Source organism: Antarctobacter sediminis (assembly GCF_019218285.1).
GTDB lineage: Bacteria > Pseudomonadota > Alphaproteobacteria > Rhodobacterales > Rhodobacteraceae > Antarctobacter > Antarctobacter sediminis.
Window position 1 is genome coordinate 282,888 of the sequence record NZ_JAHUZG010000003.1, and the last position, 20,485, is coordinate 303,372.

At 63.6% G+C, this 20,485-nt stretch carries 18 protein-coding genes; 11 read left to right on the forward strand and 7 right to left on the reverse strand.

The features are described 5' to 3' along the window. Positions 1-9 precede the first annotated feature (9 nt). The 7 genes from KJP30_RS16425 to KJP30_RS16455 form a co-directional block, all read right to left on the reverse strand. Entirely contained in the window at positions 10-930 is a 921-nt protein-coding gene (locus tag KJP30_RS16425; RefSeq protein ID WP_218450423.1) for a bifunctional 5,10-methylenetetrahydrofolate dehydrogenase/5,10-methenyltetrahydrofolate cyclohydrolase, read from the reverse strand. Beyond that, a complete protein-coding gene (gene folD, locus KJP30_RS16430; RefSeq protein WP_218450424.1) occupies positions 882-1,784 on the reverse strand; it encodes a bifunctional methylenetetrahydrofolate dehydrogenase/methenyltetrahydrofolate cyclohydrolase FolD in 903 nt (300 codons plus the stop codon). The genes KJP30_RS16425 and folD overlap by 49 nt, the downstream gene beginning before the upstream one ends. Then, a complete protein-coding gene (locus KJP30_RS16435) occupies positions 1,781-2,095 on the reverse strand; it encodes a chorismate mutase (RefSeq protein WP_218450425.1) in 315 nt (104 codons plus the stop codon). Before KJP30_RS16435 ends, folD begins: the two co-directional genes overlap by 4 nt. A gap of 152 nt (positions 2,096-2,247) precedes the next feature. Beyond that, positions 2,248-3,924, reverse strand: coding sequence for a formate--tetrahydrofolate ligase (locus KJP30_RS16440; protein WP_218450426.1), 1,677 nt, complete (start codon positions 3,922-3,924; stop codon positions 2,248-2,250). A gap of 31 nt (positions 3,925-3,955) precedes the next feature. Then, entirely contained in the window at positions 3,956-6,733 is a 2,778-nt protein-coding gene (gene fdhF / locus KJP30_RS16445; protein WP_218450427.1) for a formate dehydrogenase subunit alpha, read from the reverse strand. 3 nt (positions 6,734-6,736) lie between these two features. Next, positions 6,737-8,422, reverse strand: coding sequence for an NAD(P)H-dependent oxidoreductase subunit E (locus KJP30_RS16450; protein ID WP_218450428.1), 1,686 nt, complete (start codon positions 8,420-8,422; stop codon positions 6,737-6,739). A 384-nt stretch (positions 8,423-8,806) separates the two neighbouring features. Beyond that, positions 8,807-9,520: a GntR family transcriptional regulator gene (locus KJP30_RS16455; protein ID WP_218450429.1), complete on the reverse strand. Its 714-nt coding sequence runs from the start codon at positions 9,518-9,520 to the stop codon at positions 8,807-8,809. Between the two features lie 155 nt (positions 9,521-9,675). On the opposite strand from KJP30_RS16455, the gene KJP30_RS16460 reads away from it, so the two are divergent. The 11 genes from KJP30_RS16460 to KJP30_RS16510 are packed head-to-tail and all read left to right on the forward strand — an operon-like array spanning position 9,676 to position 20,483. Beyond that, entirely contained in the window at positions 9,676-10,854 is a 1,179-nt protein-coding gene (locus KJP30_RS16460) for a UxaA family hydrolase (protein ID WP_218450430.1), read from the forward strand. Continuing rightward, positions 10,851-11,144 carry a UxaA family hydrolase gene (locus KJP30_RS16465; protein WP_218450431.1) on the forward strand — a complete coding sequence of 98 codons (294 nt, stop codon included), beginning with the start codon at positions 10,851-10,853 and terminating at the stop codon, positions 11,142-11,144. Before KJP30_RS16460 ends, KJP30_RS16465 begins: the two co-directional genes overlap by 4 nt. After that, positions 11,144-11,944, forward strand: coding sequence for an HpcH/HpaI aldolase family protein (locus KJP30_RS16470; protein WP_218450432.1), 801 nt, complete (start codon positions 11,144-11,146; stop codon positions 11,942-11,944). The genes KJP30_RS16465 and KJP30_RS16470 overlap by 1 nt, the downstream gene beginning before the upstream one ends. Then, positions 11,941-13,395: an aldehyde dehydrogenase family protein gene (locus KJP30_RS16475; protein ID WP_218450433.1), complete on the forward strand. Its 1,455-nt coding sequence runs from the start codon at positions 11,941-11,943 to the stop codon at positions 13,393-13,395. Before KJP30_RS16470 ends, KJP30_RS16475 begins: the two co-directional genes overlap by 4 nt. A 10-nt stretch (positions 13,396-13,405) precedes the next feature. Next, positions 13,406-14,506 (forward strand): enolase C-terminal domain-like protein, encoded by a 1,101-nt coding sequence (locus tag KJP30_RS16480; protein ID WP_218450434.1) that lies wholly within the window; start codon positions 13,406-13,408, stop codon positions 14,504-14,506. Then, entirely contained in the window at positions 14,506-15,375 is an 870-nt protein-coding gene (locus tag KJP30_RS16485; RefSeq protein ID WP_218450435.1) for a carbohydrate ABC transporter permease, read from the forward strand. The genes KJP30_RS16480 and KJP30_RS16485 overlap by 1 nt, the downstream gene beginning before the upstream one ends. 56 nt (positions 15,376-15,431) lie before the next feature. Then, the gene (locus tag KJP30_RS16490; protein ID WP_218450436.1) at positions 15,432-16,685 is read left to right on the forward strand and encodes an ABC transporter substrate-binding protein; all 1,254 of its coding nucleotides are present in this window, start codon (positions 15,432-15,434) and stop codon (positions 16,683-16,685) included. 58 nt (positions 16,686-16,743) lie between these two features. After that, positions 16,744-17,631, forward strand: coding sequence for a carbohydrate ABC transporter permease (locus KJP30_RS16495; RefSeq protein ID WP_218450437.1), 888 nt, complete (start codon positions 16,744-16,746; stop codon positions 17,629-17,631). A gap of 16 nt (positions 17,632-17,647) precedes the next feature. Continuing rightward, positions 17,648-18,715, forward strand: coding sequence for an ABC transporter ATP-binding protein (locus KJP30_RS16500; RefSeq protein WP_218450438.1), 1,068 nt, complete (start codon positions 17,648-17,650; stop codon positions 18,713-18,715). Beyond that, entirely contained in the window at positions 18,712-19,647 is a 936-nt protein-coding gene (locus tag KJP30_RS16505; RefSeq protein WP_218450439.1) for an aldo/keto reductase, read from the forward strand. Before KJP30_RS16500 ends, KJP30_RS16505 begins: the two co-directional genes overlap by 4 nt. Next, complete coding sequence (locus tag KJP30_RS16510; protein ID WP_218450440.1) at positions 19,644-20,483, forward strand: amidohydrolase family protein; 840 nt, start codon at positions 19,644-19,646, stop codon at positions 20,481-20,483. Before KJP30_RS16505 ends, KJP30_RS16510 begins: the two co-directional genes overlap by 4 nt. Positions 20,484-20,485 lie beyond the last annotated feature (2 nt).

Consider the following 20,485-nt stretch of genomic DNA (forward strand, 5'->3'; position numbering starts at 1 on the left):
GTGGCGGACCTAGGCCCGCCACCCCGCCGCCTGCTGGCGTTCATAGGCGCGCATGGCGTTGCGCATCAGGATCGCGACCGTCACCGGACCAACGCCGCCGGGCACGGGCGTGATCCATCCGGCAACCTCTTTGACCGCATCGGTATCCACATCGCCGACAATCTCGGTCGAGCCATCGGGCTTGGCGATCTGGTTGATGCCGATGTCGATCACCGCCGCACCCGGCTTGACCATGTCGGCACCGATCAGATGCGGCTTGCCCACCGCAACGACGATCACATCCGCCCGGCGTGAGTGCATGGCGACCGAACGCGTCAGGTGGTGACAGACCGTCACGGTTGCGCCCTCGGCCATCAACATCATGGCCGCCGGTTTGCCGACGATCTCGGAATGGCCGACCATGACGACCTCAAGGCCCTTCATGTCCAGTCCGGTCTCGCGGATCAGTTCCACCGCCGCTGCCGCCGTACAGGGCGCCATGGCCACGTCATTGTAGACGATATTGCCGATCGAGGCCGGGTTCATGCCCTCGACATCTTTCAGCGGATGGATCGCGGATTGCAGCGAGCGGACGTTGATATGGCTGGGGACCGGGCGCTGAAGAATGATGCCCAGCACCTCGGGGTCGTCGTTCATTTCCTGGATCAGCGCCTTGCACTCATCCTGGCTGACTTCGCCGCCCCAGAACTCTTGATCAAAGGGGAGCCCCACCGCCGCCGCCGCGCGTGCCTGATTGCGGACATAGACCGCCACCTCGGGCACATCGCCAATAGAGATCGACACCAGCTTGCCGATCCGCCCGGCGGAATTGGTGAGCGACCGCACCTCTGACAAGATGCGGTCCTTGACGGGTTTTCCCAGCAGCAACCGGGGGTCCTGTTTCACGCCGTCAGCCCCTCGGGCTCCGCCAATCCATTTGCGCGGCAACATGCGGTCAGCGTGTTGGCGAGCAGGCAGGCGATGGTCATCGGGCCGACGCCGCCGGGGACCGGCGTGATCGCGCCCGCCACAGCGGCGCAGCTGTCGTAGTGCGCGTCGCCCACGAGGCGGGTCTTGCCCTCACCCTTCTCCGGCGCGTCGATGCGGTTGATGCCCACGTCGATCACCGTTGCGCCCGGTTTGATCCAGTCGCCCGGCACCATTTCCGGGCGGCCCACGGCGGCCACGACGATATCGGCGCGGCGTACCACTTCGGCCAGATCCTTGGTGCGCGAATGCGCGATGGTCACGGTGCAGCTATCGCCCAGCAACAGCTGTGCCATCGGTTTGCCCACAATGTTGGAGCGACCGATCACAACCGCGTCCATGCCGGACAGGCTGCCGTGATGGTCGCGCAGCATCATCAGGCAGCCCAGCGGGGTGCAGGGCACCATGGATTTCTGCCCGGTGCCCAAAAGCCCCACGTTTGAAATGTGGAACCCGTCCACATCCTTGGCGGGATCGATCGAGTTGATCACCAGATCCTCGTCCAGGTGACCGGGCAGCGGCAGCTGCACCAGGATGCCATGGACCGCCGGATCGTTGTTCAGCTTGTCGATCAGTGCCAGCAGGTCGGCCTCCGAGGTGTCGGCCTCCAGCTTGTGCTCGTACGAGTTCATGCCGACCTCGACGGTCTGCTTGCCCTTCGAACGGACATAGACCTGGCTGGCCGGGTCTTCGCCCACCAGCACCACGGCCAGTCCGGGCGTGATGCCGTTTTGCTCTTTCAGGCGCGCCACATGGCCCGCCACCTTTTCACGGACCGTGGCCGCAAAGGCCTTGCCGTCGATCACCGTTGCCGTCATCCGTCTACCCCTTCCTTGCCGATCACCCGCTCTTCGCGCGCGATGACCGTCTCGATCATGATTGTCCACATCGCCTCGGCCAGCTCCGGGTCCAGCCCGCAGGCCTCGGCCCGCGCGCGGACATTGTCCAGAACCGCCGTCACCCGACGTGGTGCCCGTGCGGCAATGCCTTCGCGCGCCTTCAGATCCGGCGCGCGGTCGGTGTATCGCTCGCGCTCGGCCAGCAGCTGCACCAGCTCTCGGTCGATCTCGTCTATGCAGACCCGCAGGTCCGCCATGCTCTGGATGTCCCGGGGAGGGGTGCGCGCCATGCCGCTTCTTCTCTGTTCAAGGACCCGGATATGCGCCGGCTGGGCCGGCGCACCCCGGATCGTTAGGGGGGAGCCCCCTGATACGCTGCGCAACCGCGGGTTTGCCAGAGCAAACCCGCCACCGCGCGCCGGGTCTTTTCCGACGCGAAGCGTCAGAACAGACCTTCGATCTGGCCCGCGTCGTTCAGGCGGATGTTCTCCGCCGACGGCACGCGCGGCAGGCCCGGCATGGTCATGATCTCGCCGCAGACCACGACGATGAAGCCCGCACCCGCCGAAAGGCGAACTTCGCGCACCGGAACCGAGTGACCCGTCGGCGCGCCGCGCAGGTTCGGATCGGTCGAGAACGAGTACTGCGTCTTCGCCATGCAGACCGGCAGATCGCCATAGCCCTGCTCTTCCCAGAGCTTGAGCTGATCGCGGATCTTCTTGTCCATCAACGCTTCGTCCGCGCGGTAGATGCGCTTGGCAATGGTCTGGATCTTTTCCGCCAGCGGCATTTCGTCGGGGTAGATCGGCGAGAAGTTCGCCTGACCGGCTTCGGCCACCGCAACCACCTTGCGCGCCAGGTCGGCCGAGCCTTCCGAGCCCAGTTCCCAGTGACGGCTCAGAACCGCCTCGGCACCGTGGCTGGCGACATATTCCTTGATGGCCGCGATTTCCGCGTCGGTGTCGGTGACAAAGTGGTTGATCGCCACGACAACCGGCACGCCGAAGGACTTGAGGTTCTCGATGTGACGGCCAAGGTTCGGGCAGCCCTTCTTGACCGCGTCGACGTTCTCGGCACCAAGGTCCGCCTTGGCCACGCCGCCGTTCATCTTCATCGCGCGCACGGTGGCAACGCAGACCACCGCCGAAGGCGCAAGGCCGGCCTTGCGGCACTTGATGTTCATGAACTTCTCGGCACCCAGGTCAGCCCCAAAGCCCGCCTCGGTCACAACGTAATCGGCCAGTTTCAGCGCCGTCGTGGTGGCGATGACCGAGTTACAGCCATGTGCGATATTGGCGAAGGGACCGCCGTGCACGAAGGCCGGGTTGTTTTCCAGCGTCTGCACCAGGTTCGGCTGCATCGCGTCCTTGAGCAGGACGGTCATCGCGCCTTCGGCCTTGATGTCGCGGCAGAAGACCGGGGTGCGGTCGCGGCGGTAGGCCACGATCATGTCGCCCAGACGCTTTTCGAGGTCCTTCAGGTCCTTGGCAAGGCAGAGGATCGCCATGACTTCCGAGGCCACGGTGATGTCGAAACCACCTTCGCGCGGGAAACCGTTGGCCACGCCGCCAAGGCTCAGCACCACGTTGCGCAGCGCGCGGTCGTTCATGTCGACGACGCGGCGCCACTGGACGCGGCGCAGGTCGATTTCCTGCTCGTTGCCCCAGTAGATGTGGTTGTCGATCATCGCCGACAGCAGCGAATGCGCCGAGGTGATGGCGTGGAAGTCACCGGTGAAATGGAGGTTCATCTCCTCCATCGGCACGACCTGCGCCATACCGCCCCCGGCCGCGCCACCCTTCATGCCGAAGTTCGGCCCAAGCGACGCTTCGCGGATGCAGATCATCGCCTTCTTGCCGATGTGGTTCAGACCGTCGCCCAGACCCACGGTGGTGGTGGTCTTGCCTTCACCCGCCGGTGTCGGGTTGATTGCGGTGACGAGGATCAGCTTGCCGTTCGGACGATCCTGCACCGAGTTGATGAAATCCTGGCTCACCTTCGCCTTGTCGTGACCGTAAGGCAGCAGGTGTTCAGCCGGAATGCCCAGCCCGTCGCCAATCTCCTGGATCGGCTTCTTCTGCGCGTCGCGCGCGATTTCGATATCCGTTCTGTAGGCCATTTCCTGCGTTCCCTGTTGGTTGGAGCGTGTCTTACTCGGCTGCGGTTTGGGTGATTGCCTCGACCCGCACGGCCGAGAATTTGAATTCCGGGATCTTGCCGTAGGGGTCGATCGCCGGGTTTGTCAGGACGTTCGCCGCCGCCTCGACATAGGCGAAGGGCACGAACACCATGTCTTCGGACACGGCCCGGTCAGCGCGGGCCATGATCTCGATGCTGCCCCGCCGGGTGGTCAGGCGGATCATTTCGCCCGGGGCCACGCCAAGCCGACGCAGTGTTTTGGGGTGCAGCGAACAGTTCGCCTCGGGTTCAACCGCGTCCAGAACGCTGGCGCGGCGGGTCATCGATCCGGTGTGCCAATGTTCCAACTGACGACCGGTGGTCATGATCATCGGATAGGTTTCGTCCGGGGCCTCGTCCGGCGGGATCACCGCGGCCGGGGTGAACTTGGCCCGGCCTTCGGGCCGCGGGAAGCCATCGCCAAAGACCACAGCCTGCCCCGGATCGGTTTCCGACAGCGACGGATAGGTGACTGTTTCGGTCTTGAGTCGGTCCCATGTGATGTTGTCCAGCGACTTCATCACCAGTTTCATCTCGTCAAAGACCTGACTGACGTCGGTATAGTCCCACGGCAGGCCAAGGCGCTGACCCAGTTCCACCGTGATCGCCCAGTCCTCGCGCGCCTCACCCGGAGGGGCCACGGCGGGGCGCACCCGCTGCACCTGCCGGTTGGTGTTGCTGACGGTGCCGTTCTTTTCATACAGCGCCGAGGCCGGCAGGATCACATCCGCGAAACAGGCCGTTTCGGTCAGGAAGATGTCCTGAACCACAAGATGTTCCAGTTTGGCAAAGGCATCGCGGGCATGTTCCACGTCCGGGTCGGACATGGCCGGGTTTTCACCCTGAATATACATGCCCTTGATGTTGCCGGCATAAACCTGATCGACGATTTCGGTGACGGTCAGGCCTTTCTTGTTGGACCAGTCCTCGTCGCGGCCCCAGACACCAAAGATGTCCTCGCGCACTGCGTCGTCCTCGACCGAGCGGTAATCCGGCACGAACATCGGGATCAGACCGGCGTCCGAAGCGCCCTGCACGTTGTTCTGGCCGCGCAGCGGGTGCAACCCCGTGCCGGGACGACCCACATGACCGGTCATCAGCGCCAGCGAGATCAGGCAGCGCGAATTGTCGGTGCCGTGAATATGCTGCGACACCCCCATGCCCCAAAAGATCATGCCTGCCTTGGCGCCCGCAAAGGTCCGGGCCACGTCGCGGATGACCTCGGGCGAGATGCCGCAAATCGGTTCCATCGCCTCAGGCGTAAAGGCCTTGAGATGTTCCTTCTCGGCCTCCCAGTTTTCGGTGAAGGCCTCGATATATTGCTGGTCGTACAGGCCTTCTTCGACGATCACGTGCATGATCGCGTTCAACAGGCTGACGTCCGCGCCCGGACGGAACTGGACCATCTGGTAGGCATGGCGTTTCAGCCCCTGTCCCCGCGGATCCATCACGATCAGCTTGCCGCCACGCTTGGCGAACTGTTTGAAGTAGGTCGCCGCGACGGGGTGGTTTTCTAGCGGGTTGGCCCCGATGATGATCGCCACATCGGCGTTTTCCACCTCGTTGAAGGTGGCGGTCACAGCGCCGGAACCCACGTTTTCAATCAGCGCCGAAACCGATGAGGCATGGCAAAGCCGCGTGCAGTGGTCGACGTTGTTATGCTTGAAGCCCTGCCGGATCAGTTTCTGGAACAGGTATGCTTCTTCGTTGGTGCATTTGGCCGAGCCGAAACCCGCGACCGATTGCCCGCCATGAGCCTGACGCAGCTTGGCAAGGCCACCGGCCGCCGCCTGCATCGCCTCTTCCCACGATGCTTCGCGGAAATGGGTCATCAGGTTGCCCGGGTCGACGTTTAGCCCTTTGGCCGGCGCATCCTCGCGGCGGATCAGCGGTTTGGTCAGGCGATGCGGGTGATGAATATAGTCAAAACCGAAGCGGCCCTTGACGCAAAGACGTCCTTCGTTCGCCGGGCCGTTGATGCCCTCGACATATTTGACCTTGCCGTCCTTGACCTTGAGCGAGACCTTGCAGCCGACGCCGCAGAAAGGGCAGACGCTTTCGGTTTCGCTATCGAAATCCTTGCTGTCACCCTGCTGGTTCTCATCCACCACGGTCGACGGCATCAGCGCGCCGGTCGGGCAGGCCTGAACACATTCACCACAGGCAACGCAGGTCGACGCGCCCATCGGGTCGGCAAAATCGAAGGTCGGGTAGGCGTCATGCCCCCGCCCCGACATGCCGATGACGTCGTTCACCTGCACTTCGCGGCAGGCCCGCACACACAGGCCGCACTGGATACAGGCATCAAGGTTGACGCTCATTGCCACGTGGCTGTCATCAAGCAGAGGAATGCGGCCCTCTTCCAGCTTGGGGAAACGGCTGGTGTCGATGCCGTTTTCCTCGGCCATGTCCCAGAGGTGCGAGGATTTGTCATGCGACTCTTCCCGCTTGGGCTGATCCGCGACAAGCAGTTCCATGACCATCTTGCGGGCGTTTTCGGCGCGCGCCGTGGCGGTCTTGACCACCATCCCTTCCGAAGGTTCACGGATACACGAGGCCGCAAGCGTGCGCTCGCCCTCGATTTCCACCATGCAGGCGCGGCAGTTGCCGTCCGGGCGATAGCCCGGGGCCGGCTTGTGACACAGGTGCGGGATCTTCAGCCCGCGACCGTTTGCAACTTCCCAGATGGTCATGCCTTTTTCGGCGGTGACATCCTGGCCATTCAGGTTGAAGGTGATTGTCTCGCTCATGGCTCAGATCTCCTCCGGGAAATGTTTGATAGTCAGGCGGATCGGGTTCGGCGCGGCCTGCCCCAGACCGCAGATCGAAGCATCGACCATGGTCTGACTCAGTTCTTCCAACAGACCTGTGTCCCAGCGATCCGCCTGCATCAGCTTGACCGCTTTCTCACAGCCCGCACGGCAGGGCGTACACTGACCACAGCTTTCGTCTTCGAAAAACCGCAGCATATTCAGCGCGGCGTCGCGGGCGCTGTCCTTGTCGGACAGGATCACCACGGCGGCAGAACCGATAAAGGTGCCATGCGCCTGCAACTCGTCGAAATCCATCGGGACGTCATTCAGCGAGGCGGGGAGCAGACCGGCCGAAGGACCGCCCGGCTGGTAGGCCTTGAACGTGTGACCGTCCAACATGCCCCCGGCGGCCTCGATCAGATCGGTGATGGTCGACCCGGCGGGCAGCAGGTGCACGCCCGGGTTCTTGACCCGGCCCGAGATCGAAAAGGACCGCAGCCCCTTGCGCCCGTTCTTTTCGACCGCGTTCAAGACCTCGGGGCCTTCGCGCAGGATGCGCGCCACCCATTTCAGCGTCTCGACGTTGTGGACCAGCGTCGGGCGATCAAAGATCCCCACCTGCGCCACATAAGGAGGGCGATGCCGCGGGATGCCGCGCTTGCCCTCGATGGATTCGATCATCGCGCTTTCTTCGCCGCAGATATAGGCCCCTGCTCCGCGACGCAGATCGATATATCCCTTCTCGACCAGCCCGGCATTCTCCAGCGCGGCGATCTCGTGGCGCAGGATCTCCAGCACCGCGGGATATTCGTCGCGCATATAGATAAAGCACTTTTCCGCCTCGACCGCCCAAGCCGCGATCAACATCCCCTCGAGAAACAGATGCGGTGTGCGCTCAAGGTAGTAGCGGTCCTTGAAGGTGCCTGGCTCGCCCTCGTCGCCGTTCACGGCAAGATACCGCGGGCCCTGCGCGGCGCGGACAAAGCTCCACTTGCGGCCCGATGGGAACCCGGCACCGCCAAGACCGCGCAGACCGGCCTCCAGGATCATGTCCTGCACGTCATCGACGGATTTGCTGCCCTTGCGCAGCGATTCCAGCGTCTCGTAACCGCCCGCGTGGCGGTAGGATGCGAAATGTTCGTAGTCCGGCACATGCGCGTGGGTGTCACCGGCAGCGATCGCCGCCTGAACCTTCTCCGGCGTAGCGTGGTCGATGTGGTTATGTCCCAGCTCCAGAACCGGCGCCGTGTCGCAGCGGCCCATGCAGGGTGCGCGCAGCACACGAACCTCTGCCGGGTCCAGCCCGTCCTCCAGCGCTTTTTTCAGCTGTTCCGCGCCGGCCAGCTCGCACGACAGCGAATCGCAGACCCTGATGGTCAGCGCGGGCGGCGGGGTTTCACCCTCTTTCACCACGTCGAAATGCGCGTAAAAAGTGGCGACCTCATAGACCTCGGCCATCGACAGGCGCATTTCTTCGGCCAGCGCCCGCAAGTGTGCCGCAGAAAGGTGGCCGTGGGCATCCTGAATCTGGTGCAGATGTTCGATCAGCAGATCGCGGCGACGGGGCTGATCCCCCAACAGCGCACGAACCTCGGCCAGCGCCTCGTCGTCGTATTGGCGGCCTTTCGGAGTGCGGCGGCCCTTGCCTCGGCCAGACTTCCAGATACCGACGTCATCCAGCGACATGTCTATAGATCCTTGTACTGTCCGCGCTTCTCTGTTTCCCAATAATCAATTAATTTCACCCATGGTCAACACCAAATTTGGGAAACTCACTGGGGCGGACCATGGGGACGGTCCCTTACGGAGCCTTGTCCGGCAACGCCGTTCCAATGTCGCATTCCGACATTGGTCATTTTTTTGTGTCGGATCGTCACAGGGATTTCCCACGTGAAACCAGCGCCCTTGAGCGGCACTTTCCGACACTAGCCACAGCCATGTCGGATTCACGTCTTGTTCGGGGAATCGGACGGGGAGCGCCAGCACCCCGCCCTGGCCCAACCCGGCGAGACAGGCAACCAGTGCCGCGGACAAACTCTGCCTGTCAGCGCGCCAATTCAGGCCATGGGATCAGACCACCAGCGCCTGCAAGGCCCGGTCGCGCGCGCTGGCCAGATGGCTTTCCAGCGCCGAGGCGGCACCGGCGGAATCGCCTGTCGCAAGACAGTCGAGAATCGCCATGTGTTCTTCCAGCGCGGGGCCCGTTTCCAAAAGAGCTGGCGGCAAGCTCAGCCGCGCCAACAGCATGATCGTCTCATTGCGGCGATGCATCTCGGCGATCAGGTCATTTCCCAGCGCGGCGACGATCTCGCGGTGCAGGGCATGATCGGTTTCGATCCGCCGCACCGTATGATCGGGGCCGACCGTCCGCCCCTTCTGTTCGTCGATCAGCGCCCGGGTTTCCTGCCGAAACGCCTCGATCCGCGCCGGATCCACCTGAAGGGCAAATGCCTCGATTGCCTTCAGTTCGATCATCATCCGCAGTTCATAGGACTCGGCCACTTCCTTGCGTGTGACCTCGTGAAATTCAACGCCGCGCTTGGGAATCAGGCGGACGATGTTTTCAGCCTCCAGCCATTTAAGCGCCTCGCGAATCGATGACAGACTGCATCCGGTGGTGCGTGCAATCTCGCGCTGACTGACAAGGCGACCGGTCCGGATCTGGCGCGTCATCAGTGCAGCGATGATCTGCTCATATGCCTCCCGACGCAGGCTGCCCGAACTTTCGTCTTCGGGGATTTCCGGTTGGCTCACCGGGCTTTCGGGGTTCGCGTTCTCGCTCATGTCCATGTCCAGATGCTGCGCCGCACGGGGACGGCGACCGGGAAACTCTTGCCAAACCATATTGACGGAAAGCGTCGAATATGAAAAGCCTCAGTTCAGCGCTTAACTGAGCGCTCAGTTGAACCCTCAGAACAACAGACTGCACCGAACCACCCATGAGCCACCCCGCCGCATCCATCCAGGCACCGTCTTTGCAGGGCCATCACCGACAGGGCCGCCGCCCGGGCAGCCGTAGCAATCTGCTGGTGCTGAACCTGACCGGGCTGACGGAACAGGCCACGCGCCGTATCGCCACTGCGCTGCCCGGCGCGGTGCTGGCCTCTTTTCCCTATGGCATGGGTGTTCTGGGACCCGATGCAGAAGCCACCCGCAGGGCACTGACCGGACTGGCAAACCACCCGAACACCGGCGCCGTCCTCCTGATCAGCGCGGACCGGTCGCGCCTTGAAGAGGTGCAAGACCGGGTCGAGGGCACCACCCTTTGCGCCGGTCTGGCGCTGGACAGCGTGGCCCATGACGCCCTGCGGTTGACCGCAGAGGGGATCGCCACCGGTGCGCGCCTGATGCGAGAGGCCTCGCGCCAATGCCGCCAGCCCATGGATCCCGCCGACATTGTTCTTGCTGTCGAATGCGGCCTGTCGGACCCGACATCGGGCATCGCGGCAAACCCCTTGATCGGGCGGATCGCCAACCGCGTTGTCGACGCCGGTGGCACCGTCATCATGGGCGAAACGCTGGAATGGCTGGGGGTCGAAACCCAGTTGGCGGCGCGCGCCCGGACCCCCGCGATTGCAGCCCGCATCACCAAGGCCGTAACCCGGCGCGAATCCCTTGCGGTGGCCAACGGCATCGACCTTGCAGGCATCAATCCCAATCGGCGCAACATCGAGGAAGGCCTGACCACGATCGAGGAAAAGGCCTCGGGGTCGGTGGCCAAGTCCGGGAGTCACCCGGTCGAAGGTGTCTTGGCCTATGCCGAACCGCCCAGCCACCCCGGCCTGTGGGTCATGGACGCGCCCAGCTATACGCCGGAATCGCTGACCGGACTGATAGCCGCCGGGGCCCAGCTCGCCCTGTTCTCGACCGGCAGCGGCAACAGCTATGTCAGCGCCCTGTGCCCTACGATCAAGATTTCGGCAAACGCCCGGACCGTTGCCGCTCTTGACACCCAGATCGACTTTGACGCCTCGCCGCTGATGACCGGAGCCGACCCTGACATCATGGCCAAGGCGCTATGGGCCGAGGTTCTGGCCACCTTCAACGGTGCAATGACGTGGGGCGAGGTGACGGGCGAAGGCAACGAGGTCATCAGCCGGTTCGGAGAGGCGCTATGACAGAGGCCCTCTGCCTGCGACCCGGCGATGACGTGGCCAATGTGCTGGATCATGTGGCGGCGGGCGACACGGTAACCGTGCTGCCCGAGCGTTTGGCCCTGACCGCGGCGCAGGAAATCCCGCAGTTTCACAAACTTGCCCTGCGCGACCTGCCCGCCGGAACCATCGTGCGCCGCAACGGCATCGCCATCGGCAAGACAACGCAGGCCGTCGCGGCCGGAACGCATGTGCATGTGCACAATCTCCGCTCGCTTCGCGCACGGCCAAGGACAGACAGGAAGGACATGTGATGCCATCAACGCCCACGCTTGAGAAAGGCCTCGCCTTTCGGCGAAAACTGAAGTCCGGTCAGACGGTCAGCGGCGCGTGGTCGACGCTGGGATCACCCGAAGTCGCCTGCCTGATGGCCCGCGCCGGTCTTGACTACCTGCTGGTCGACCTGGAACACGGGCGTGGCGGACTGGAAGGTCTGGCCGCCCAGGTGCAGGCCCTCGCTGCCTTCGAAACGGCAGTGATGGTGCGTCTGCCCGATCACGACGCGGGCAGCGTCAAGCGCGCGCTCGACATCGGCGCAAACGCCTTGCTGGTGCCGCAGGTGGACCGCCCGGAACAGGCAAGCGCCATCCTGGACGCTGCGCTTTTTCCAACCGAGGGCCGGCGCGGCGTAGCGGTTGGGGCCATTGCCGCCGCCGACTGGGGCTATGCGCCCGACATCTACTACGAGGCCGCAAATGACGCTTTGACCGTACTGGTTCAGGTGGAATCGCCCGAGTCCGTTTCGAACCTGACCGAGATCCTCGCCCTGCCCCGGCTGGACGGCATCTTTGTCGGCCCGAATGATCTTAGCGCCTCGATGGGGATGTTCCGCCAGTTCGAAACCCCCGCCTTCCGGCAAGTCTTTGACGAGGTGCGGGCAAGGACGCTTGAGGCGGGCAAGATCTTTGGCGCTCTGCCTGTGCCCTTGCCGGGACTGGACGTCGACGGGCTGTTTGCCTCGGGGGCGCAGGTCGTCCCCGCGGGATCGGACCAAAGCCTGTTGCGCGCCGGGGCCAGCGGCATCGTCGCCTCGCACGAGGCGCGCGGCCAATGACCTTGGACACCATGCCACAAAGCTGCCCGCCGACACTTCCCGCGCCGCAGGACTGGAGCGGAGCATCCACTATCGAGCTGACAGACCCGGCCGACCGCAAACGCACGATGGCCCGCTATGCCACCGCTACGACGGCCGATGCGCAGCGCGTCCTTGATCTTGCGCGGCAAGGCTTTGCCGCGTGGTCCGCCCTGACCGTAAACCAGCGTTGCGACCTGCTGGCCAGTTGGCTGCTGCGGATCGAGGCGGATGCCGAGCAGTTGGCCGGGGAAATGACCGACGAACAAGGCAAACCGCTGGCGGAGTCCCGTGCCGAGATCGGCAAATCGCTGCGCGAGGCGCGGCAGATGCTGGGTTTCGCCCGTCAGCATGGCGGCCAGACTCTGCCGGGGCGCACACCCGGCTGGACCAACACCATCCTGCGGCGTCCGCGCGGCGTGGTCCTTGCCATCACCCCGTGGAACTTCCCGGTGCTGACACCGCTGCGCAAGCTGGTGCCCGCGTTGGCAACTGGCAACGCGGTGATCCTGAAACCATCCGAATATACACCCGCCGCCGCCATGCGGATCGTCCGGGCCGCCGAAGGCATACTGCCCGAGAACACGCTCACCCTTGTGAACGGTGCGGGTGATGTGGCGGCCACGCTAACCGCCAGTCGCAACATCGACGCGATTTCCTTTACCGGCTCTGTTGCGACGGGGCGCAAGATCGGCGCGGTTGCAGGGGAAAACCTTGTCCCCGTTTCGATGGAACTGGGGGGCAAGAACGCCGCAATCGTAGATGACGTGGCCGATCTGGATGCGGCATTGGACGCGATCACCGGCGCAGCGATGCAATGCGCGGGCCAAAGATGCACCGCGATCAGCCGCGTGATCCTGCATGACGCGATTTTTGAACCGGCCTGCAAAGGTCTTGCCGAACGGTTGAACAGCCTGACCCCGGGGCCGGGCCGCGCCGAAGGCACAACGCTTGGCCCGATCACGACACAGGCCCAGCTGGACCGGATCATCCACCTTGTCCGCGCCGCCGAACTGGATGGTGCCGAGGTCCTGACAGGCGGCCACCGACTGTCACCAGAGGCGGCACCCGACGGGCTTTTCTTTGCGCCGTCCCTTTTGGCCAGCAACGACCCGCGCAACCCCGCAAACCGGGAAGAGATCTTTGGCCCGGTGCTGACCCTGTCGCGCTATCACACTGATGACGAGGCATTGTCGCTGGCCAATGCCACTCGGTACGGGCTGACCAGCGCGATCTTCACCGACCGGCTCGACTTTGCCAATCGCGCCCTGCGCGAACTGCAAACCGGCATGATTCACGTCAACCATGGCACCGCGCCGGACGACAACATGCCTTTTGTCGGCATCCGCGACAGCGGGCTGGGCACCGGATCTGTCGGCCCCTCCACCCTTGATTTCTACACGACCGAACACGCCGCCTACACCGCCGGCTGAAGGAGCAGACATGAAGTTCACGAATATCGAGATCCGCGCCTGCCGCCATGAGCCGGAACAGGCCTACAAGCTGAAAGACGGCAAACCGATCGATTTTGAATTCCTCGCCATGCGGTTCGACACCGATGAGGGGCTGAGCGTGGAAACCTTCGGCTTTGCCGGGCGCAGCGCGTTGGCCATGGGGGCGGTTTCGGCGGAACTCTTGCGGCCTTTCTTCCTCGGCCGCGACCCGGATTACCGCGAACGCCACTGGCACGATTACCGCCGCTTTAACCGGGCATGGAACTTTACCCCCGGCTACGCCTATGCGCCCTATGACATCGCCTGCCACATTGTGCAGGCCACCGCCGCCGGCCTGCCACTGTACAAACACCTTGGCGCAGTGCGCGACAGCATCCCGATCTATGGCTCGTCCCTGACCCTGCCCACGGCAGAGGCCTATGCCGAAGAGGCGCGCGACCTAAAGGCGCGCGGTTGGGCCGCCTACAAACTGCACCCCCCCGCCGATCTGGACATCGCGTTCGAGGCGCACCGCGCCTGCCGCGAAGCCGTCGGCCCGGATTTCCGCCTGATGAGCGACCCGGTCAACAACTTCAACTTCCAACAGAACATCCACTTTGGCCGGATGCTGGAAGAGCTGAACTACTACTGGCTCGAAGAGCCGATGTTCGATGAATGCCACGGCTCTCTGCGCTCGCTGCGCGACACGCTCAAAATCCCGATCGTCGGCGGCGAGACGGCGGAGAACCACCCCGCCGGTGTGGCCGAGCTGATCGCCAGCCGCTGCATCGACATCGTGCGCGGCGATGCGTCCTGGTCCGGCGGGATCACTGGCTTGATGAAAACCGCGCATCTGGCCGAAGCCCACGGCATGAACTGTGAAATCCATACCGCGATCTATCACCCGCTGGAGTTGGTGAACCTGCATTGCGCCGCGGCCATCCGCAACAACGAGTTCTTCGAAGTGCTGGTGCCGGAGCACCTGTTCGCCATCGGGCTGAAAGATCCCATCGACATCCGCGACGGCCACGCCCACCTGCCGCAAGCGCCGGGGCTGGGCATCGCGCTGGATTGGGATTTCATCGACAACGCCACGCTAAAGGTGATGTGATGGCTGACACCGCCCTCCCACGCAACACGGTCAACGAGGAACGCCAGCGCCGCTGGCGACAGGCCTCGATCTATGCCGCGCTGATCCTTGTCACCTTTGTCATGGTCTTTCCGGTGCTCTGGATGGTCTCGGTTTCCCTGAAACCGACGACCGAGACATTCTCGCTTCCGCCGCGCCTGTTGCCAGAGGAATTCCACTGGGGCGGCTATGCCAAGGTGCTGACCGATCCGAAATTCCGCACCTTCCTGATCAACAGTTACGTGGTCGGGCTGGCCGTTACCTTCCTGTCGCTGATCATCGGCACGCTGGCGGCCTTTGGCTTCAGCCGCTACCGGTTCTTCGGTGACCGGGTGGCCAAGCTGTTTGTCATCACCACCCAGATGGTGCCGACGATCACCCTGTTGATTCCCTATTTCGGCGTGATCGTCTTTTTGGGGCTCTATAACACGCTCTGGGGTCTGGTGCTGACCTACCTGACCTTTGCCCTGCCCTATTCCATCATCATGATGAACGGCTATCTCGACACAATCCCCAAGGATTTCGACGAGGCCGCCACCATCGACGGGTGCACCCCGCTGGGCGTGCTGGTTCGCGTGCTGCTGCCCGTGGCGCTGCCCGGCATCATTTCGACCGCGGTCTATACCTTCCTGCTGGCCTGGAATGAGTTCCTGTTCGCGCTCGCGCTGACGCGGTCTATGGACATGCGCACTGTGCCCGTAGGAATTTCGATGATGGTGGGCGAGTTCGGCCTGAAATGGGACGAGATGATGGCCTTTTCGGTGATCGGATCCCTGCCGGTGCTGATCCTGTTCATGCTTGTCCAAAGGTTTGTCGTCAGCGGCCTCGCCGCCGGGGGCGTCAAGGGCTGATCCGCCCGCCAAACGGGGCGGGAGGCCCCGCTATTCCCCAGAGGAGGAGAAAGACAATGAAAAGACACCTGCCCAAATGGGCACTGGCCGCCGCCACGTCGCTGGCCACGCTGCTGCCCGCCAGTCTGCCCGCCGCCGAGATCGAATGGCTGCAATGGTTCGCCGCCGAGGACCCCAGCGGTTTCTACGACGGGTTGATCGAGGATTTCGAAGCCAAGCACCCCGACATTACCGTCAAGCTGGTCACCCAGCCCTTTGGCAAGGTCCGCGAAAGCATCGTGACCGATACTGCCATCGGCGTCGGCTCGGACGTTCTGGGCCTGAACATGCCATGGACCACCGAGTTCCTCGACATCGGCATCCTTGAACCGCTGGACGATTATCTTGCCCGCGAAGACAACAGCTTTGCGACCACCGATCTGGTCGAAGCCCCGATTGGCAAGATCAACGGCAAGACGTGGATGGTGCCGCTGAACGCCTTTCCTTTTGTGATGCACGTCAACATGGGATTGGTGAAACAGGCCGGCTTTGACGCGCCGCCCGCCACTTGGGAAGAGCTGTCGGAACAGGCCGCGGCCATTTCTGCGCTGGAAAACGGGATCTCCGGGCTGGGGATGCCGTTCAGTTCTCAGCCGCCGTCGAACGGGCCGATCCTGACTTTCCTGCCCCTGCTTTATGCCAACGGCGGCCGGATCATGGACGGCACCACGCCGAACTTCGACAACGCCAAGGTTGTCGAGACCATGGAATTCATCAAGACGCTGAATGAGGCAGGTGCCATTGCCCCCGGCGCGGCTTCGCGCACCGGCGGTGTCGATCTGGAGGAATTCATCGCCGGGCGCACCGGTTTCCTGATCTCTCCGGGCGTGCATTCCAGCGCAATCACGGGCCGCAATCCGGACATCGACTATACCCTTGTGCGGGTGCCTTCGAACGGGACAAACGCCTATCGGGTCCACGGTTGGGAATTGGGCATCTCTGCGGACAGCCGCAACAAGGATGCCGCATGGACCTTTGTGAACTATCTGCTCTCGCCCGAGGTGAACGCCCGCGTGGCAAAGGCATCGAACGCGCTGCCCGGTAACCTTGCGGCGCTGGACGCAGTGCGCAAAGGCGCCGATGCGACACTTGTCAAACAGATGGACATCCTCGCCGGCGACAGCCCTGTCGAGGAAATGCGCCAGTCGCCCAAGGCCGTGGCCAGCTGGTCCCTGATGACCGAGGAAATCCAGGCCATGTTGCGGGGCGACAAGACACCCGAAGAGGCCGCCGCCGCCGTCCAGGCACGCTGGATGGACCTTCTCAAGTGACCCTGCCCGGAGCGGGCGCCGCGGCGCCCTCTCCACCCTTTCAGACAAGGATGACGTCGTGACCAGACCGTTCCGCCTGCTGGCCGCTTCCGGCACGCCCTACCTGTTCCTTCTTCCGGGGCTGGTGATCCTCGGCGCGCTGCTTTCCGTGCCGCTCTACAAAGTTGTGGAATACTCGCTTTATGACAATGTGATCGTCGAGCGAAATCCAACCTTCGTGGGGCTTCAGAACTACCGCGAGATCCTTGGCGATCCCGGCTATTGGACCGCCGGATGGAACACGCTGCTGTTCACCGTGGGGTCGGTTGCGGGCCACATGATCGTCGGCATCGGGCTGGCCTTGCTGGTCAATGCCGATATCCACCCCCGCGCGCGCACCTTTTTTCGGTCGATGCTGGTGCTGCCGTGGATCTTTACCGCCGTGGTGGTAGCACTGAACTGGCAGTTGCTGCTGAACCCCTTTGGACTGGTGAACTACCTGCTTGAAGGGGCGGGCCTGATCTCCGAGCCGCTGGACTGGCTGGGCAATCCCGATCTGGCCATGTGGTCGCTGTTGCTGATCTCGACCTGGCGCGGATACCCCTTCATCATGGTCAGCTTTTTGTCCGGCTTGCAAACCGTTCCGCGCGAATTATACGAGGCCGCCGACATCGACGGCGCGGGGTTCTGGCACAAGTTCTGGCATGTCACCCTGCCACAGCTGAAACCGGTGATCTTTGGCGTGGCGCTTCTTGACCTGATCTGGACCTTCCAGCTGTTCCCGTTGGTCTGGCTGACCACTGGCGGCGGCCCCGGTCGCGCGACCGAAGTCCTGTCGACGCTGACCTTCCGCCTTGCCTTCGTCGATTTCGAATTTGCCCAGGCGGCCACCGTCGCCGTTTCCATCCTCATCATCTCGGCAGCCTTCACCGTGCTTTACCTGCGCAACGAAGCGCGGCGCCTGTAACGCCCCGGAGTCCCCCATGTCCCGCATCGAAATATCCAACCTCGTCAAGATGTACGGCAACCACAAGGCGCTGCACGGCATCGACATATCCATCGCACCCGGAGAGTTCTGCGTCCTTGTCGGCCCCTCGGGATGTGGCAAATCCACGACCCTGCGCATGGTCGCGGGACTGGAAACCATCAGCGGTGGCGAAATCGCCATCGGCGACCGCGTGGTGAACGGCCTGCGCCCCAAGGAACGTGGCATCGCCATGGTGTTCCAGAACTATGCCCTTTACCCGGCCAAAACGGTCCGGGGAAACATGGCCTTTTCGCTGCAATTGTCCCGGATGCCCCGGGCCGAAATCGACCGCCGCGTGAACGAAGTGGCCGAGATCCTTGAACTGACGCCGCTATTGGACCGCAAGCCTGCCGCCCTGTCCGGCGGTCAGCGTCAGCGCGTCGCCATGGGCCGCGCCATCGTACGCGACCCAGAAGTTTTCCTGTTCGACGAACCGCTGTCGAACCTTGACGCCAAGCTGCGTGGACAGATGCGCGCGGAAATCAAGCGCCTGCATCAGCGGCTGGAAAACACCATCATCTACGTGACCCACGATCAGGTCGAGGCGATGACACTGGCCGACCGTATCGTGATCATGCGCGACGGGCGGATCGAACAGCAGGGCACACCGGATTCCGTGTTCCACGATCCCGAAACCGTCTTTGTGGCCGGGTTCATGGGCAGCCCGCCGATGAACCTTGTCGATTGCACGGTCACACCCACGGGGCTCAGGCTGGGTGACGCCGATCTAATCTGCGCCACACCCGACGGCCTGCGCGCCGGCGACCGCGTCACCTTCGGCATCCGCCCGGATGACGTGCGCCCTGCCACCGACCTGCCCCATGGCGTCCCGGCCCGCCTGCCCGTCGACCTGATCGAACAATTGGGAACAGAGAAACTGGTGCATTTCCGCGCCGGCGCGCATGAATTGATCGGCAAGACCGGCGGGCGCGTGGATCTGGCCGAAGGCACGGTACAGACGCTGGCCTTTGACATGGCCCATGCCTATTTCTTCGACGCCGAAACCGGGCAGCGCATCCGATGACCCCTGTCAAACCCGTTGGTTTGGGCTTTGCCCTCTTGGGGTCATCAAACGCCGACCCGATCCCTGACGCTCAGGCCCGGCAGATGTTCGACGCGGCATGGGACCTTGGCCTGCGCCGTTTCGATACCGCGCCATTATACGGCGGTCGCCAGTCCGAAGAGCGGCTGGGTCAGCTTCTGCAAGGACGCCCCCGCGACTCTTATGTTCTGTCCACCAAGGTTGGGCGCTATCGTGACTATGCCGTCAAGGTGGTGAACCCAAAGGACAACCCCGGCGACTGGCACGACTATTCGCGCGAGAGCACCCTGCGGTCCGTTGAACAAAGCCTGAAACTGTTGGGCACGGATCGGCTCGACATCGTTTTTGTACACGATTGCGATAAGCACCTGCCAGAGGCGCTGAGCGGCGCGCTGCCCGCCTTGGCCGAACTGAAGGCGCAGGGGGTGATCGGGGCGCTGGGGTGTGGCAGCAATGTCGCCGCCACCCACCACGCCCTGCTGCGCGAAACAGATCTGGATGTTCTGATGGTGGCGGGGCGCTTTACCCTGCTGGATCAAAGCGCCGACGACGATCTGTTTCCGCTCTGCCTGGCGCGCGGGGTGCAGGTGGAACTGGCCGCGCCATTCAATTCAGGCATCCTTGCCACCGGGCCGGATGTCGATGAAACCCGTTTTGACTACCAACCGCCAGACGCGGCGTTGCGGGACCGGGTCCGCGCCATCCAGAGCGTCTGCCATGCCGAAGGCGTGCCGTTGAAACGCGCAGCGTTGCACTATGCCGCCGCCCATCCGGCGGTCACGCGGCTGGTGCTGGGCCTGATCCACCCCGAGGGGTTGCGCTCGAACCTTGCCGATCTTTCCGCGCCCGTGCCCCACACGCTCTGGACTGCGCTGGAAACCCTGAACATCCGCAACCCGAAGGCCACAGCATGACCCGGACCGCAATCGACGCCCATGTGCACATCTGGAACCGCACGCGGGGCGAGACCTTCATCGCCGAAAGGCAGTTCCCGGCTCTCACCGGCAAGGCCTTTCTGCCCGAGGACCTGGTTCCAGTGCTGGCCGCAACCAACGCGGCAAGCGCGGTGCTGGTACACGGCCCCGCCACGGTCGAACATGCGCTTTACTGCCTCGAGCTCTGCCGCACTCAGAGGGTTTTCCGTTCGGTGATCGGCTGGGTCGACCTACGCGACCCCGGCTGCGCGGCCCAACTATCCCGGCAGTCCGGCGATCCCGGATTTCGCGGCGTGCGGTTTACGCCGATGCTGGACAGTGACCCCGAAGGCTATCTGCGCAGCGATGGCGCAGGCACTGTCTGTGCGGGCCTGCAATCCGGTGGCCACCTGGTCGAGATCCTTGCACCGCAACCGTTGTTCGGCGCCGTCGCGGATCTGGCACGGGCCTTTCCCGGCATGCCCGTTGTTCTGGCCCATTTCGGCCTGCCCGACGGCAGCACGCAGGGTTTCGACGGTTGGCGGCAGGCGATGGCACGGCTCGCTGCTCTGCCGAATATCCACGTCAAACTGTCCGGCCTGCCCCTGTCGGCCAATAGCGATGCCGATACCGCGATGGCGCGGGCCCACGTCAAGGCGATGGTTGACCTCTTTGGTCCCCAGCGCCTGATCTATGCCAGCAACTGGCCGGTTGCGACCGCCCTTGCCAGCCCGGCGTACTGGCGCAACCTGCTGGATGAAACGCTGGAGCACATGCAAATGGGCGCCCCGCAAAGGGACGCCCTGTTTCATGACAACGCGGCGCGTTTGTACTAGGG